Annotated in this window: 12 protein-coding genes; 2 read left to right on the plus strand and 10 right to left on the minus strand. The window is 43.1% G+C overall.

Going from position 1 to position 17319, the window contains the following annotated elements; translation table 11 throughout:
• Positions 1-111: 111 nt before the first annotated feature.
• From AC570H_RS08365 to AC570H_RS08410, 10 genes are all read right to left on the minus strand, one after another.
• Complete coding sequence (locus AC570H_RS08365) at positions 112-963, minus strand: NAD(P)-dependent oxidoreductase (protein ID WP_497353621.1); 852 nt, start codon at positions 961-963, stop codon at positions 112-114.
• Positions 964-978: 15 nt separating this feature from the next.
• The gene (locus tag AC570H_RS08370) at positions 979-1635 is read right to left on the minus strand and encodes a Crp/Fnr family transcriptional regulator (RefSeq protein WP_497353623.1); all 657 of its coding nucleotides are present in this window, start codon (positions 1633-1635) and stop codon (positions 979-981) included.
• Entirely contained in the window at positions 1613-2350 is a 738-nt protein-coding gene (locus AC570H_RS08375; protein ID WP_497353625.1) for an SDR family oxidoreductase, read from the minus strand. The genes AC570H_RS08370 and AC570H_RS08375 overlap by 23 nt, the downstream gene beginning before the upstream one ends.
• A 266-nt stretch (positions 2351-2616) precedes the next feature.
• Positions 2617-3507 carry an SMP-30/gluconolactonase/LRE family protein gene (locus AC570H_RS08380; RefSeq protein ID WP_497353627.1) on the minus strand — a complete coding sequence of 297 codons (891 nt, stop codon included), beginning with the start codon at positions 3505-3507 and terminating at the stop codon, positions 2617-2619.
• Between the two features lie 349 nt (positions 3508-3856).
• Entirely contained in the window at positions 3857-6319 is a 2463-nt protein-coding gene (locus AC570H_RS08385; protein ID WP_497353629.1) for an outer membrane beta-barrel protein, read from the minus strand.
• Between the two features lie 26 nt (positions 6320-6345).
• The gene (locus tag AC570H_RS08390) at positions 6346-8286 is read right to left on the minus strand and encodes a M56 family metallopeptidase (protein WP_497353631.1); all 1941 of its coding nucleotides are present in this window, start codon (positions 8284-8286) and stop codon (positions 6346-6348) included.
• 59 nt (positions 8287-8345) lie between these two features.
• Positions 8346-8723 (minus strand): BlaI/MecI/CopY family transcriptional regulator, encoded by a 378-nt coding sequence (locus AC570H_RS08395; RefSeq protein ID WP_330106373.1) that lies wholly within the window; start codon positions 8721-8723, stop codon positions 8346-8348.
• 167 nt (positions 8724-8890) lie between these two features.
• Positions 8891-10159 (minus strand): alkaline phosphatase family protein, encoded by a 1269-nt coding sequence (locus AC570H_RS08400; protein WP_497353634.1) that lies wholly within the window; start codon positions 10157-10159, stop codon positions 8891-8893.
• A 20-nt stretch (positions 10160-10179) separates the two neighbouring features.
• A complete protein-coding gene (locus AC570H_RS08405) occupies positions 10180-10962 on the minus strand; it encodes a S1/P1 nuclease (protein ID WP_497353636.1) in 783 nt (260 codons plus the stop codon).
• A 58-nt stretch (positions 10963-11020) separates the two neighbouring features.
• Positions 11021-14365, minus strand: a complete 3345-nt coding sequence (locus tag AC570H_RS08410) for a TonB-dependent receptor (protein WP_497353638.1) — start codon at positions 14363-14365, stop codon at positions 11021-11023.
• A 379-nt stretch (positions 14366-14744) separates the two neighbouring features.
• Between AC570H_RS08410 and AC570H_RS08415 the strand changes: the two genes are divergently transcribed.
• Entirely contained in the window at positions 14745-15554 is an 810-nt protein-coding gene (locus AC570H_RS08415) for an AraC family transcriptional regulator (RefSeq protein WP_497353640.1), read from the plus strand.
• A gap of 62 nt (positions 15555-15616) precedes the next feature.
• Entirely contained in the window at positions 15617-17056 is a 1440-nt protein-coding gene (locus AC570H_RS08420) for an alpha/beta fold hydrolase (RefSeq protein WP_497353642.1), read from the plus strand.
• Positions 17057-17319 lie beyond the last annotated feature (263 nt).

Below are 17319 nucleotides of genomic sequence, written 5' to 3' on the forward strand. Positions count from 1 at the left end.
AAATTAATTAGACCAAAGTTGAATTAAAATTCATAATCACCTTGTTTGTAAGCAATTAGAACACAAAGAAACTTAACAATACAGCTTGTAAAATTGTTTGGGCTACAACTATTAGGTTAGCTTTTTAATAATGGCGATGATATCTTCTTCTGCCAAATCATGCTGTGCAGCGGCAAAGGTATCTAAAGCTGTTTTGGCCAATGGCGACTGGATTCCCGCTGCCTTAGCCAATCCCAAATCTTTCACAATATGCTTCAGCGCGAAGGCAACTTCGTAATTATCCTGCAGAATAGCATTGCCTTTTATGGTGGTGAATACGTTGCTTAAGGCACCATTATTGAGCAACTGCATCAAATCGGCTGTTTTTACACCTTGCGCCTCAGCAAAAACCACTGTTTCTGCCAAGCCTAATGCATAAAGTGCGAGCAAACTATTAATGGCAAGCTTTGCCGCATTGCCAACCCCTACTTCTCCTAAACGCAATGCCAGTTTTCCAAGCACGCCAAATATGGGCTTTAGCTCTTCAAATGCTTGTTCGTCGCCACCTGCCATAATTACCAGCGATCCTTCTTGGGCCTGCTTTACGCTGCCAGACACGGGGGCATCTAGGTACGACGCACCTTTTTGCGCGCACAAGGCAGCCATCTCTTTGCTAATCAATGGAGAAACGCTGCTCATATTGATAATTACCTTACCAGTTATTGTAGCCGTAAACAAGCCCTGCTGGCCGTTAAAGATTTCATCAACCGCAGCATCGTCACTCACCATTAAAACTACAACCGCAGTATTTTGGACCAATTCGGCTGGCGATTGAGCCAATTGTGCACCTTCTTGAACCAATGATTCTGCTTTAGCCGCATTTCTATTGTAAACCGAAACCGGATATCCTGCCTTAACCAAGTTGCTGGCCATAGGGATGCCCATTTTGCCTAGGCCTATCCAGCCAATTTTTGTTTGTTCCATTTGATATGTTTTTTGTCAGTCTTTAGCAGACTGGTTACGATGAATACTGTTTTTTCTGATCCTACTTAAGGATTGTGGAGTAATGCCCAAGTAAGATGCGATGTCTTTTAAAGGAATGCGATTAGCTATCGAGGCCTGTTGAGTGCGAAACAGGTCATACTTTTCCAAAGAATCCAAACCCAAATAAGAATTGATGAAATTGATCTTATCCAAAAGCTGTTTTTGCATCAGGTCGCTGATGAGATTTTTAAGGTAAGGAATTTGGTCATAAAGCGTCTCCAGCTTTGCTTTGTTAATCACCCATACTGTACCATCACTAGATGCTTGGATCAGTTCGCTGGCATACCTGCCCTCGGTAAAGCTCCTCAATATGGTGCAGAACTGGTTTTCTTTCAAAAACACATGCGTTACTTCTACTGCCTTTTCATTGATCATCAAGATGCGCAGTACGCCTGTTTCAATAAAAAAGAGCTCATTGCACACTTTTCCTCCTGCAAAAAGAAGGTCGCCTTCTTTAAAGTTTTTGCATTCAAAAGCATTCTCAATGAGTTCTTCATCTCCCAAAGGGATATTTTGAATGGTTTTAAAAAGGGCAACAACCGGATGCGACATGCACAAATATCCGTTAATCTGCCCAAATTTAAAATGGTTAAACCAAAACAGTTCCTCCATCGGTAATCAATGTTTGTCCGGTTACGAAAGTCTGCTCCATCAGGTACACATAAGCTTTTGCAATTTCAGCAGCATCGGCTACATGTTTTACAGGGAGTGAACTGCCAATTTGCGCATACATCTGTTCTCTTTCAGCTTCGGAAAAACCGGCCCATAAATCGGTTTTCACTACTCCCGGCGAAACAATGTTTACCCTAACCGGCGCCAGTTCCATCGCCATGGCACGCGTAAAGCCTTCCATTGCTGCGCAAATACTGGCACCTAAAGCCCAACCCGTATTTGGTCTGGCACTCGCAATGCCACTGGTCAGCACAATTGAGCCGCCTTCATTAATAAATGGAGAAGCATATTTTAACGTAGTTAAGGCACCCCAAAACCTGATGTTGAAGTAATTGCGCGCCTCTTCTAAGGATGTTTCTTTCAGAGAACTTAATTTGATGTTTTCTCCTGCGGTATAAATCAGGTGATCGAATTGGCCTAATTGGTTAAACAGTTCTCGTATTTGTATTTCGCTGCTCAAATCTGCTATGTGGCCTTTGCTATCGGCAGGTAGTTCTTTCAGGGCTACGTCAACTCTTTTTTGATTGCTGGAAACGATATTGACTTGTGCACCTTTCGATGCGGCCAGTTTGGCGGTTGCCAATCCAATACCAGCACTGCCACCTAAAACAATTACTCTTTTTCCTTCCAATGTGTTGTGATCTTGTGTTTTCATTTGTTCTATTTTTTTGAATACACAAAGTTCTATAGGCAGAAAGGAAAGCCACTTAACAAATGGTAAGTTCGGCACCGATAAATTGTTGGAAGGTTGAAAAGGTATAATGTTGAAAGGTGGTAAGCTTGATTTATCTAAAGAGATTGCTTCGTGCCTCGCAATGACGATTTATCCCCTCTTCCATTTTACATTTTACATCTTCCATCATCCATTAAACTATCGTTTAGGAACCATCGACTATTAACTATCGGCTATCGACTAAAAACCTACTCCACTCCCCTCACCTTCATCGGAAGTACATAGATCGATTTAGAGGCGGTAATGAAGAGCAGATCTCTTTTCTTGCCACCAAAACAGAGGTTGGCCGTATGGTTTTCTGGTACATTGATATGTCCGATTCGTTTGCCTGTCGAGTCGAAAATGGTTACGCCTTTACCGGTCAAATAGATATTCCCCTTATTGTCTAGGACCATCCCATCAGAACCTTGATTAATGAGCAGCTGTTTATCGCTTAGACTTGCATCGGCATTAACCTGGTAGCGATAGATTTTTCCAGCCTTGGCATCGGCCACATAGAGCAATTTGCCATCGGGCGTGCCCACAATGCCATTTGGTCGCAATAGGCCGTCTTCAACCATAATGACTTCTTTTTTGCCTTTAGGAAAATAGTAAACCTTCTCGCCAACAATTTCTGGCGCTTTTCTGGCCCAGTAATTACGCTGGTAATAGGGATCGGTAAAATAAATACCTCCCTTGGCATCTATCCATAAATCGTTTGGCCCGTTTAAGGCTTGTCCTGCCGGATTTTTATACAGCAAGGTTGGCTTGGCATTTTTATCGAGCTGCCAAAGTTCATTCTGCTCATCGGCGCAGGCAATCAGGTTGCCCTTTTGATCAAAATAGGTGCCGTTTGCCCTGCCGGCTTTATCGGTAAAAAGACTTAATTTCCCATCTATGCCGTATTTCCAGATGGTATTATTGGGTTGATCGGTAAAAAAGACATTTCCTTTTTTATCTACCGCCGGACCCTCGGTAAATTTAAATTGCGAAGAAACCAATTTCAGGCTATCTTGAACAAATAAATCGCGGTTTTCTTCTGTTTGTGCCTGCACTGCGAGCGACAGACCCAAAAGAGCAACGAACAGTTTCAATTTCATGTTACGGGAATTAGCCTGTGAAATTGACGATTTGCAAGGGGAAATGCAAAAAAGATTAGTTCATTAATAGCGATTTGTCATTCCGAATGCAATGAGGAATCTAACTCGAGATAGATTCATCACTTCGTTCTGGATGACAAATTCTTATTTTATTTAGTTAGCAAGCTAATTTCAAACCTTGTTCATTCGAAACATCATCCCAATTGTGGAAAGGGAAAGATTTATTGGCGATCCACCAACCCGTCGTCCCGAACTTGCTTCGGGACCTACCTCTAGATAAACCTCGGATCGCACTCCAAGGCGAAGTATCTTTTGGATAGCATGACGAATTTATGGATAACTAAACTAACTAATTCTTTACTCGGTTTTTTTCGCTTTCCGCACCCGACTGTTCGCTTCTGGCCTTGGTAGAAAAGGTTTTTCCAAAACGGTAACTTAAGCTCAGGGCCACATTTCTCGAATCGTTTCTGTTGCGCCAATTGGCTTCTGTATTGGCCAAGTTGTTGATCACCCCATTAAATATCCGTGTCCTGAAAATATCGTTCATGGCCAGCTTTAAAGTGGTTTTTTGAGACAATTTCTTTTGTACGGCCAAACCTGCTTCTTGCAGCCAACCCAAATCGAACTGTACATCGCGTAAGCTGCTCTGGTACCTGTAATTCAGTTCTCCGCTCCAGGTTGGCGTAAATTTCAATTGAATATTGGTGTTTCCGGTAAACAGATTGCCATTGGTTTTTAGAAAGCCAGTGTAGAAATTTGTTTTCGACCTAAAATTGGCATATTCTGCATAGGCATGAATGGTTAGCCATTTGTTGATGTCGAAATTTCCGTCCATGGATATGCTGATGATCTCTTTTTTGCCCACGTTGCCCGGTCTGCTGTAATAGGTTCCATCTACAATCTCGATGGTTTCATTTACATCGTCTTTGATATTGCTGTAGCTGAAGGTGGTGGTCAGCATGTTTTTAAAGCTGTGCGAAACCTCAATGCTTTGCGTGTAGGCAGGCTTAAGGAATGGATTACCCACATAATAGGTGAATTTATCCAAAGGCGAGAAAAACGGATTCAGATCCTGGTAATAGGGCCTATCGATCCTTTTGCCATAGTTAAAGCCCAGCTGATGGTGACCAGCGGTATCTAATTTATAGCTCAGGTAAAAAGTAGGGAACAAACTGGTATAGCTCCTTTTGAAACTCGAATCAGGCTTTACCAAATTACCCAATTGGTGACCGTCTGAAACTGTATTTTCTAAACGCAACCCGGCTTGGATAGAAAAACGCTTGCCTTCGCGGCTCATGTTCAGGTAAGCTGCATTGATGTTCTCTTTATACAAAAAGTGATTGCTTTTATCGTAATCTGGTGTAGTAAGGGAATTTACGGTATTGCGGTAATCGGCTATATTGTCGGTTTTGGTATAGCTGGATTTTAAACCTGAAGCCAGTTTCCATGTTTTACCCAATGGATGGCTAAAATCGGTCTTTATCGAATAGATATCAATATTAGAAGGCAAATCACCACTTAAAATATCATGCGATTTGAGGCTGCCATCGGCGAAGTAGCTGTAATTGTAATAGGTTTGGTCGGTTTGGTTGCGATAGGTAATGTAATCGGCATCAAAAGTAAGCTCGCTGCCCTCCTTTTTAAATTTATGCCTCATGTTGAGGTTAACGCCTCCGTTTTTGTAATGGATATCGTCAACATTCTTGGCCACGATAACCGAATCGGGCTGCATCGCCGGATTAAAAAGGTTACTGGTATTGTTGTTTACCTGATTAGAAACACGGTTCATCCCGCTTAAAACCAATCCCCAAGTCGTTTGCTCGGAGGCATAATAATCCAATCCTGTTTTTAGGTTAAAGGTATTGCCATGTCTTTTGAAATAGCTGTTCTGGTTAAAGAAGGATTTTACGCTCTGGTCTGGGTTTTTATACACGCGGTTCAGGTCAAGATCGGTAAAGCTGTTGTTCAGGTTATAGCTCAGGTTCCCAAATATGTTGATTTTGTTGTTACGGTAGTTGAAGTTGAAACTGTTGTTTGAACGGGTCAATTCGCCTTGGTTTACCGAAAGGTTCAATCCGCCGTTAAAACCTACCACTTTGCTTTTCTTGGTTCTGATATTGATGACCCCAGCATTGCCAGCCGCATCATATTTGGCCGGTGGATTGGTCATCAATTCGATCTGGTCAATAGCCGATGAAGGCAGCGACCTCAAGTAATTTTCTAAATCGGCACCTGATAAATAAGCTGGCTTGTCGTCTATAAAAACGTTTACGCCTTTTTTGCCTTTGAGACTGATGCCTCCATCCTGGTCTACCAATACGCCCGGCGATTTGCTCAACACATCCAGTGCTGTGGTACCCGCATTAGAGATCAGGGCATCTACATTCACTACAGTTCGGTCTATCTTACGTTCTACAAATGCTTTTTTCTGGGTAATGTTTACTTCTTTTAAGGTACTAGCTGTTGCACTTAGCTTAATGTCGCCAAGATTAATAGTTTGCTGGGTGGCATCAATTTGAAGCGTTGCGCTTTTATAATTGCTATGGCCCATGGCAGCTATGCGGATCTGGTAAGCATCGTTGGCCAGCTGTTCAAAGCTAAACTTGCCATCGGCTTCGGTAAAGGCACTTTTAACGAGCACCGAATCTTTTGCCCTGTACAAGGCTACGGTTGCATATTCGATGTTCTTATTGTCGCTGTCTTTTAGGGTTCCATAAATTTTAGCGCCTGGTTGCTGCGCCTTTACAGGTTTTGCATCAGTTAGGGCAATACTTATCCATATCGCTAAAAAAGCAAATAATTTCAGTTTCATAAATTAGGGAGGCTTAGTTTGGCAGGTTATTTGGTTATTTCGTAATTGTAAAGCAAAGCGGTACCTGGTCTTTTGAGGTATTTTGCTTTGTATTTTTGATGGGTTTCGGCATCGAGTTTATTGCCGTTTACAATGAAATTATTGGCATCTAACCTATAATTGAGGTTATCTGTGTCTTTGATGATACCGTCTTTGATCATCTCGCGGTTTACCATATCCGAGAAATTTTTGCCACTCAAACCTCCGCCATCGGTTACCGAAATACTTTCTGTCGTGCTTTTTGAGGTCCTGTTTGCTGGTTGTGGTGTTGCAGGCGTTGCTGGTGTTGCTGGTGGATTAAAGCTGGGCCGAACATTGAGATTTCCCTTCAAGGGTGTCATCGGAGTCATTGGTGTAGCCGGAGGGGTTGGCATTGGCCTTGAAAGTGGCGATAGTTTTGCCTTGACCGAATCTAACCTAAAGTTTTTATTTCTATTTCTTTTAAGCGAATCAGTTGTTTTGTTGAACAATTTACGATGAATACGCTCGTTTTGCTCGTATACTTTTTGACTAACCTCGTATTTTTGCTGTTCCTTGAAATAGTTTAATTGCTGTTTGTTGTAATCTTCCTGCGCTTTTTTGTAATTGGCATTATTCTCGGCATACTTCGCTTGATTTTCTTTAAACAGCGCATTATGCTTTACGTAATTAAGGCTATCGGCCACATAGCGGGCTTTGTCTTCTACGGTCACTTCTCTAGACAGATCCTGAATAACCACACCATTTTCGGTGATGATATGACGTTCTTTCGTTACGCTTTTCTGAGTAGGCTTTGATTTGGCTTTCGGTTTGCTTTTTTTGGCAGGGCTGGTTTCTTGCTGTTTTTTAGGTTTATCCTGAAAAAAGCTGTTGCTTAACGAACCCGTGGCAATGGCGCTGTGCACCTGCGTAAAGGCAGCCGAAAATATAAATACCGACACCAGGGCAATGGTGAGCACCGCTTTCTCCATTTTGTTTAAAGTTGTACGGGTATCGAACAGCATTCTTTTAACGCGGTTCAACAATTGGTTTTTGCCACCGGTAAGCGCCATGGCATAGGCTGGCGTATTGACCTGAAACTCTTGGCAATACAACAGCGCATTTACATAGTTCTTTTTATCGCCTACGCATTGCAGGGCCAAATCATCGCAGCAATGTTCTCTTTCTGTCCTGATCAGTTTCGACATCCATAGCACAGCCGGATTAAAGAAAAATACAATCTCCAACAGGTTTTGCAAGAGGTTTACCAAATAATCGCGTCTTTTAACATGCGCCAGTTCATGGGCCAAAATAGCTTCCACTTCAACAATACTCAATCCGTTAATCAAGCCCAAAGGCAAAAGGATAACCGGCTTGAAATGGCCTACCACCATGGGTACTTTGGCTATGCCCGACTGTACCAGCTTAATGGCTTTGCTCATGCCCAGTTTATGGCCGATTTCGATCACCTTTACTTCCCAAAATTTGCCGGCATCAAAGGTTTGGTTTTTCTTTAAGAAAGCAATACCGCTCAGGCCTACCCACAAATGGATGCTTTTGGCACAAATAATCAAAAACCAGATCATTACGATTTGTGCGGAATAGGCATTCCATAAATCCATTAAACCATTAATCTTGAAGTTAAACTGGTTGCTTACAGGAGTGCTATCCGCTGCCATTGGCGTGAGAATTGGCTGTACATTAGCCTGGGCTGCAGCAGGGTTAACTGATGCAACGGCTACGGTATTATTCAGTTCATAAATGAAACTGGCGCCAACACCTGCCACAAAAAGCAACAGGCATCCTACCAGCAACTGGTAGCGCAAAGCCGAACTCGATTTGCGTGAAACCGATAAAATCAAAGCGGTAATAACCGATAATACAACGCCGATCCAAAGCGAGTGGAACAAGGCAGCCCCTATGGCATGGAGCCAGTTTTCGGGAATGAGGTTTGCAAAAAAGGATTTCATTTGTGTGGTTCTTAAGGTTTTTAAATAGTTTAAGACTTCATTTGTCTATTTATTTCAGGTTATAACATTTTTTTAATGGCTTCGATTTCTTCCTTCGAGATTTTTTCATTGCCCAGCAGCTGCATCATCAGGCGCGAAGCCGAACCTTTGTACAGCGTATTTACAAAACGATCCAATAACTGGTCTTTTGTTTTCTCCTCTGCCTCTACCGGAATGTAAATGTGCTTCATCTGGCTTTCGTCTCTTTTCAATATGCCTTTTTCGGTCATGATCTGCATCTGCTTTAAGGTTGATGTATAATTGACGTCTTTTTGCAGATTTAGTTGCTCGTTCACGAAACGAACTGTCGAAGGACCGAATTCCCACAGCACTTGCAAAATTTCAAGCTCGGCCTTTGTTGGTTCTGGTAGTTGTTTTCCAGTTGATGTATTTTCCATAATCCAAAGGTACGATGTTTTTCGTACGATGCAAATATTAGGATGAAAAAATTTCTTAAATTTTGCAGATAGCGCCTTAAAGCAGTTGAAATCACAGATTTTTTTTCCAAAAAAATATCCCTAGCCTTTTGAGCTAGGGATAACAAAACGAAAATTGTGGGTAAGAACTACTTCAATATTCCGTGCAGCACTTCCTTTTTGCCATCAATCGGCTCATCAATAGTCAAATGAAGAATTTCGGCAATCAGGGGATAAACATTCACGTTCTCGAATGCTGGGATTTGAAGTTTCTTTTTAAAGGCTGGTCCCCAGGCCATAAAAGTAGCATGCATGTCTTTTACAACTGAGGGATCGAACCCGTGGTGGCCAATTCCTGGCTTATTTTTTGAAAATACCTTAGGCCATTCCGGAATAATCAGGATGTCTCCTATCCTATTGAAGCGGTCGTCTGTGGCATTATAATGAAAATGCGCGGGCATTTCGGTTTTCAGGTACACTTTGTAATCTTTTTCGCTAGCCTTTAAAGCCTTATAGGTAGGCATGATATCGGCGGTATCTTTGGCGTGCAAATCAACCATGGTGCCCATAGCAGGAATAATGAATTTATCTGGGTTAACCGCAGCCGGCAAAGCCAAAGGATGTTCGGTATCAACGGCAGTCATGCCATGGTCGGCCACAAAAATAAAGTTAACCGGCAAATTGGTTGTTTTTACGGCCTCTGTTAAGGCATACACAATCGAATCTACTTCTTTTACCGCTTGTGCAGCCTGTGTAGATTCTGGTCCGTAGCGATGCCCAGCATGGTCTGGTTCAGAAAGGTAAAAGGTAATGAGATGTGGCCTTTTGTCTTCTGGCAGGCTCAACCATTCTTTCACTTTCTCAATGCGTTTGGCTACCGGAATCTTCTCGTTATAATCGTAATAATAAGATGGACGTACATTTTGAACCGCAGCTTCAGAGCCTACCCAAAACATACTGGCAGCAATCATATTTTGCTTTTCGGCCAGCACCCAAAGTGGCGTACCTCCGTACCAGCTGCCGTCGCGCACCTTGTCTTTGGCGCCCATCGAATACTTGTCGTTTTTCTTCTTGTCGTAAAAAGTATTGTTCACCAAGCCATGGTGCGATGGGTACAAGCCAGTTGCCAGGGTATAATGATTGGGGAAAGTAACCGAGGGGTAACTTGGGATCATAGAAGCCGCCCTTACGCCGCCATTGCCCAAGGCCAACAAATGTTCAGGCTGGTACTTTTCGGCATAATCGTACCTAAAGCCATCGGCCGAAATCAAGATCACATAAGGCTGTTTTTGTTGGGCCGCACCATTTTTACTTGCCTTGTTCACGTGCTCCAGGCTATCGGTCTGTGCAAAAGCACCAGCACCACTTAAGCACAGTACAGTTAATAGGGCAATTTTTTGAAGGGATAATTTTAACATGGGGATATGTTGGATTAAGGTTATTTATAGATTTCGTTTAACAGACCTGCCAAACGCAAACCTGCCTGTGCCAAGCGCTTTTTAACGATGTCGGCATGTTTTGGATAGTAGTTATAATCGAAATCCGAGCTTTGCGCCGCTTCTGTATACAATTGCTCACTGATCTGGTAAGATTCGTAAGCCCATTTCGCCACGTCGTCTTTTTGCCATGCCTTGGTTTCTTGTTTGCTGATTACATCGCATTCTTTGGCCAGTTCTTTATAAGTTAAGCCTGCATAATCAATCAGTCCGCTATCCCATAGGCCGTGCAGGTTGCTTTCCTTGCGCATCAGTTTGACTTTGATGCCATTGCCACCCGAATCTTCTGAACGTCCGGTATGCATGGGCTGATGCAGATCGCCCACCAAATGAACCAGGAATTTCAAGGCAAATACTTTTTCCTCTTTGGTTTTGGCCGGGTTTTTAAGGTCGCTTACACAATTGAGCAAGGCTTTGTAAATGTTTTCCTTTTCCATGCCTTTCAGCTGGGTGGTAAAGGTTTCCTCATTTAAGCCTTGCGGCAGGTTTACATAATGCCAAGGTGCGGTGTAACGGTATTGCTCGTACGACCTGATTTCGTCTGGATAGGTACTCACCATGGCCAACGATTCGCTACCCAACAAATTCTCTACTTCGGCTTTTGCCTTATCGCTCAAATGGTTTTCGGCAATTTGCCCTATGGCCCTATGCCCTACTACGCCCCAAGAAATCAAGCTGAAACAAACAGCAAGTGCAACAACAGGAAAAATAAATTTCTTTAACATTTTGATTTTCTTTAAATAAAAAAGGGAAGACTAGCTTCCCTTTTTTGGTGAGCGTTGATTAGTTAAAAATGTATCTTAAGCCGAACTGCATGCTCCAAGTTGAAGCTACACTTACCTGATCTCTAGATCCGTAAGTAACTGGCAGGTTTCGGTCTGTAGCCAACCTGAAAGTTGGTTTAGTTGTTCCGTTAGGGCTTAAAGAAGCTACGTTGGTAGGCACCAATATTGATGAAGTACCAAAATTTCGCTGAATGCCCCAGTCCTTGTTCAACAAGTTGCCAAAGTTCATTACATCCCAGTTAAACTGCAAAGTGTTGCGTTTGCCACCAATGTTGGTGAAGATGTCTTGTTGGAACCTGAAATCGAACGAACCGTTAAAAGGCGTAATCGAACCGTTTCTTTCTGCATATTGGCCCTTTCTGCCACGAAGATATTTATCTTGCTCAATGTAGCGGAAAAAGTAATCGCTTTGTTGCTTAGCCGAATAAGTTACCGCATCGGCACCAGAACCCACGGTTAAAGGCACGAAGGTAATTTCAGAAGCATCTTTTGGTACGTAGATCAAATCGCCATTTACACCATCGCGGTTAATATCCGTTGAGTAGGTATAAGAAGTACGACCGTTTGAACCATCATAAATCAAGGTCAATTGGGTACCTAAGTGTTTGATGAATTCCTTACGGTAATAAAGCGAAGCAATGATACGATCAGGCGATACAAAACCTGAGTAACCCAATTCTGGATTGTTAGCACCGTTTACGGTACTCACACCTTGCCATGACGACAAGGTTTGGTCGCCGCTGCCTTCAAATAAGCTTTTCGCTGCACTTTTCACATAAGATAAGCTAGCACCAAAGCCGTTGTTGAATTTTTTGCTCAAAGTAGCAGTTACCGAATAGTACCAGCCTTTGGTTGCATTGTCTAACACGATTACGTTAAACGCACCTGGCTGTGCAGGGTTCGGATTGGTTGGCGTTGACGGAATTACAGTACCGTTTGGAACAGCCTGTCCATTCAAAATTGGGTTGATGAACTTATCGGTATTGGCACTTGGGTAGATCATACGGTGATCAGGATAGCCCGGAATGTTCAACGGGGTTGGATCAACCAAGTTGGCATTGCGGAACAATACCGTACGTAGATCTTTATTATAGATACCTTCTAAAGTACCGGTAATGCCCAATGGCAATTTAAAGTCGAAAGCCACACTTGCCTTAAATACCGATGGCATTTTCAAGTCTTTGGCCATTACCGTAATTGGGTTTGGCAATACGGTACCTGCAACTGGAGGTGTTGAAGGACGGTAAGCGCCAATGTTCGGATTAAATGGACCAGGGGTATTGTTTTGGCCTGAGTAGGTTTCGGTAATCTGCAACATACCCGCATCGCCCGCTTGGGCTACGATCCAAACGTTTGGAATTTTTCCGGTAAAGATACCTGCACCACCACGCAATTGCAGCGAGCGGTCGCCTTTCATATCCCAGTTGAAACCGAAACGAGGAGAAATAGCTACCCTTGATTTTGGCAAGTTGCCAGTATTCAAGTGCTCGCCACCGGCAAAAGTCAATGCCGATACCAACGGATGCTCTTGCAATACATTAGGATAAGTACCTAAATCTAAACGAACACCAGCAGTTACACGCAAACGATCGGTTAACGAAATCTCGTCTTGACCGTAGGCAGAGAATTGCCAGAACTTATACGACGGGAAAGCCTGCTCATAGTTTGGCGACAATGAATAGGTTTGGGCAAACTCGATCGGTTTGGCACCGTTTACGAAATCATCCCATGAGTTAAAGGTATAATAGCTGGTTGCAAAACGCTGGAAACCGTTTTTGGTTACGTTGTAATCGCCTTGCAAACCTGCAGTAATGTTGTGTTTACCAACAGACCAGGTCATGTAATCGTTTAACGAGTACACCTGAACATCCCTTAAGTTGCCATAAGTAAACGGCTCGTAACCAAAGGTAGTAAATGGCGTAGGCGGCGAATTGCCATCGGCTTTCAAGATATCAACCAAAGGAAAAATCTGGCTGTCTGAACTACGAGGGTCGTTTTGGTTGGTATAAGACATACGCAAAGTGTTCGAAAACCTGCTGAACAATTTACTGTTCAACTCGGCAGTGATCGAATACAGATTGCTTTCTTGGTAATAGTTAGAGTTTTTAAATGGCAAAGCGCTGTTACCCGTACGCGAACCACCACCTGGGAAGTTGCCTAGCGGACTTCTTGAAGTACTTACAAAAGAAGGGCTTTTGGTTTTTACATAACTACCGCGGATGCTGAAAGTGTTGTTAGGGTTGATGTTCCAATCTAAACGCGCCAATAAATTGGTTCTTTCTGTTTCGAAGCCATAGCCTTGGTATGGACCAGTTTCATAACCGTATTTGTCTTTCAGGTATTTGCTGATCATATCCAGCTCTGCTGCCGTTGGCCTCACTACGTTGGTACCACCCGTACCGAATGGCGCCTCAGGGGTTGCAGCCACTCGGGTCTGGCCTGGTCTGTTCTCTTGCTCGCGCTCGGCGTTTACAAAGAAGAACAATTTGTCTTTGATAATCGGACCACCCAAACGGAAACCATAGGTTTTATAGCTCTGATCAGTTGGCTCGGCCAATTCTGGATAGTTGGATACTTTTCTGCCGATTTGGTTCTGGTTTCTGAAATAAGTATAGCCAGATCCCGAGAACTCATTGGTACCCGAACGTGTAACGGCATTGATCGAACCGCCGATAAAACCGCTTTGTTTTACGTCATAAGGCGTTACGTTTACCGAAATCTCTTCCAAGGCATCGATAGAAACCGGATTGCCATTGCCTGGCAGGTTGTTGCCGATACCAAAGTTGTTGTTAAAGTCGGCACCATCAACAGTAACGTTGTTTTGGCGAGAGTTACCCCCACCAATGCTTACGCCGTTTGCCTGTGGCGATAACCTGATCAAATCGTTCAAGCTACGGTTTAAAGTAGGTACAGCCTGGATTTCCTTGCTCGATAAATTGGTTGAAGAACCCATACGGTTGGCATTTAAAACAGAGTTTTTGGCCACACCGGTAATTTTCACCTCGCCCAATTGATTGCCATTGTCGTCCATGGTCAGGTTCAATACATAAGGATCGCCCAAGGCTAGGGTAATGTTTTCGATTACCTTTGGCGCACGGCCAACATAGCTCACTTGGATACGATAAGGACCACCTGGCCTTAGGTTGGGAAGCGTATAGCGTCCGTCTTTGTTGCTGCTACCTGTATACACGGTACCCGATGGCACGTGCGTAGCTTTAATAGTTACCCCAGGCAATACCTCTTTGGCATCTCGAACTGTCCCGGTTAAACTTCCAGTTGTAATCTGCGCATGGGCGTTAACCACGGCAAACAACAAGAGTAAATAAGTAATGATTTTCTTCATATTTGTTTTTATTTTACTTTTTAATCCCCCTACCACAGAAGATTTGCCACAAAGTTCTCGGGCTCAAGTAAAGCCTATATTATGAAGCGATTAACCTAGGCTTAATCTTGTATAAACGCTGTTACAGTAACATCGCAGTTATATAAAAAAGGTAAAACACTGTTTTTCAAATACTTGAAAACCAGTTATCCCACAGATTCAAATGTTCATTTTTTTTACTGTTAAATTAAAATGAGCAGGGCGTTATCCTATTGTTGGAAAAAAATGAATTTAAAATGAAGCCGACAGGCGCCAGCAAAAAATTTAAATGTTTAAACACATAAGTATGGCGCAACTATTTTTCTTATTCAGCGTCATATAGGTAGTTTAGCATTGTGCCATGACAGAGATTTTCGAGAACATTAAAAAGCTTTATGAGTTTGAACAACCATGTGGTGAGTTGGCACCTTATATAGAATTTTTCTCCGAAACCTCTTTAATTGCCACCCAAAACTACATCGACACCGAAGAATTTACCGTTAAGCTCTTTCCAAGCTATACGCCTACCATTTGGATCAACCTCGGCTCTCCCTATTGGTTAAAAAATGGCCAAGATTGGAAGAATGTAGACCAACAAACGGATGTATTGGTACTGCGTAACGAGATTATCGAAAGAAGAAACCTGCCAACTGATAATATTTTCACCATTAAATTCTTTCCAGGGGCTATCGAGGCCTTATACGGAGCCAGTCAGGCGAAAATTGGCAGCCAGGTATTACAGGCTACCGAACTGATCCCAAGCTCCATCCTTCAAAAACTCAAGAATCTGGCCGATTTTAAAGACCGCGTAAAGCTATTGGAGGATTTCTTTCTTGCCAAGTGCCATCAGCAAAACAAGGCCAGCCATTATTATAGCTATGTACAAAAGGCAATCTCGCTTTTTGCCGTTTCTGGCCTGGCCAACAAAAACAAAGAGCTGGCGCAACAGTTGGCCCTGACAGACAAAAGCCTCTATCGCTATTTTACGCAAACCGTTGGCACCAACCCCAAAACCTATATGGCCATGCTCAGGGCCAGAACAGCCTTAGCTGCCTACGTTGATGATGCTCAAAATTTCAACCCCTATGTTTATGGCTATTATGACCGCAGCCATTTCTATAAAGACGTATTTAATTTTACCGGCCATCGCTTAGGTAGAAAGCCAAATTGAGATTGTCCGATTTTTACTTTACGGCCAAAGGCAATTGCCCTTTCTTTGTTAAAAAGAATATCATGAGAGTTTTCATCGTCCTACTGTATTTTTCCCTGCTCGCTCAATTGGCCAGTGGCCAAAGCTATACACCTAAAATCGAAACTACGGCCTGCCCCATCAAAATTGGCGAAGGCGTAATTGCCAGATGCGGCTATTTGCTGGTGCCCGAGAACAGACAGCAACCAAAGGGCAATCAAATCAAGGTGCCGTTTGTATTCGTGAGAAAAGCGGATACAGATTCTACACAAAATGTGAGCCTTTATACCACAGGTGGTCCGGGCTACAGCACCATTGCCAATATCGCTGAAATTAATGCAAGTTCAGGTTTCTTAAAATACGGTGCATTTATCGCCTTCGATCAGCGCGGTACCAAAAAATCCATTCCGGCACTAGAAAGTCCAGAAATTGAGGAGGCCATTAAACGTTCCTATCGCGAAAACCTCGATAAAGACAGCTTGGTGTTGTTGGCTACGCAGCAGCTGCGAAATAAACTGATCAAGCAAGGCATAGACCTTTCTGCTTATACCACCATCGAAAGTGCGGCAGACATCAACGATTTGAGAATAGCACTTCACATCAAATCCTTAAACCTGGTGGGTATTTCCTATAGTGGCGGCCTGATGCTGACCGTTGCGCGCAACCATCCCGAAGGTGTGCGGACCCTGGTTTTGAACAGTCCCCTGCCCAGCTTCGTGAATTACGAAGAACATGGCTTATTTAACATCAACGAAGCACTAAATCAGATATTTGTCAATTGTGAAGCCGATTCGACCAATAAGGCCCTGTACGGTAATTTAAAGAAACGTTTTCAAGCTTATTTTACCTCGATTACCGGCAAGCACTTTAGCCTCGCTTACCAGGAAAAAGGAAGCGCTGTTGCTCGTCAAATTTCTTATGGAAAGCGAGAATTGATAGATGCGATAATGAGCCATATGGTTGCTGGCCAATTAAAAAATGCACCTTTTGTCATCTCCGAAATTATTGCAGGGAGGCATGAACAGTACGTTAAAGGGGTGTTGGATGAAATATTTGCCGGCAATCCTGGTTACACCCTGGGCATGCGCTACTCGATTTACTGCAGCGAACAGATCGCTTATGCAGACCCAAAGCTCATTAAACAGCAAGAAACAGTAATGCCCTGGTTTGCAGGCTATCCTTTTAATAACGTAAACCATGCCATATGCGACTGCTGGAAGGTAAAACCTGAACCTCCAATTGTAAAAACCCCTGTTTACAGCAATATTCCGGTGCTTGTCTCTGCAGGCGATGCCGATCCTTTCTGTAGGCCTTTCTATAACCAGCTGATTAAACGCACCATGCCTAATGCGCAGTTGCTCATTGTGCATAACCGCGCCCATGGCTCTGGCTTTGGCGCTAACGGGGTAGATTATTTGGAGACATTTTTAAAAAATCCTTATCAAAAACTGGTTTCCAAGGACCCGAATGTGAAGGTGGAGTAAGGATGAAGGGAAAATGGAAGATGGAAGATGGAAGATGGGAGATGGAAAATGAACTTCCGACTCCAGACTAAAGATTTCCGACTAACTTGTCATCAAGAACGCAGTGAAGGATCTAACTTGAGTGAGATGCTGCGCATAACAGTATTTAATGGTTTGGATGGAAGATGTAAAATGGAAGATGGAGCGTCATTGCGAGGCACGAAGCAATCTCTTTGAAACGATCGATGAATAAATCAATAAGAGATTTGTCTAAAGAGATTGCT

It is taken from the genome of Pedobacter sp. B4419, from assembly GCF_059693725.1.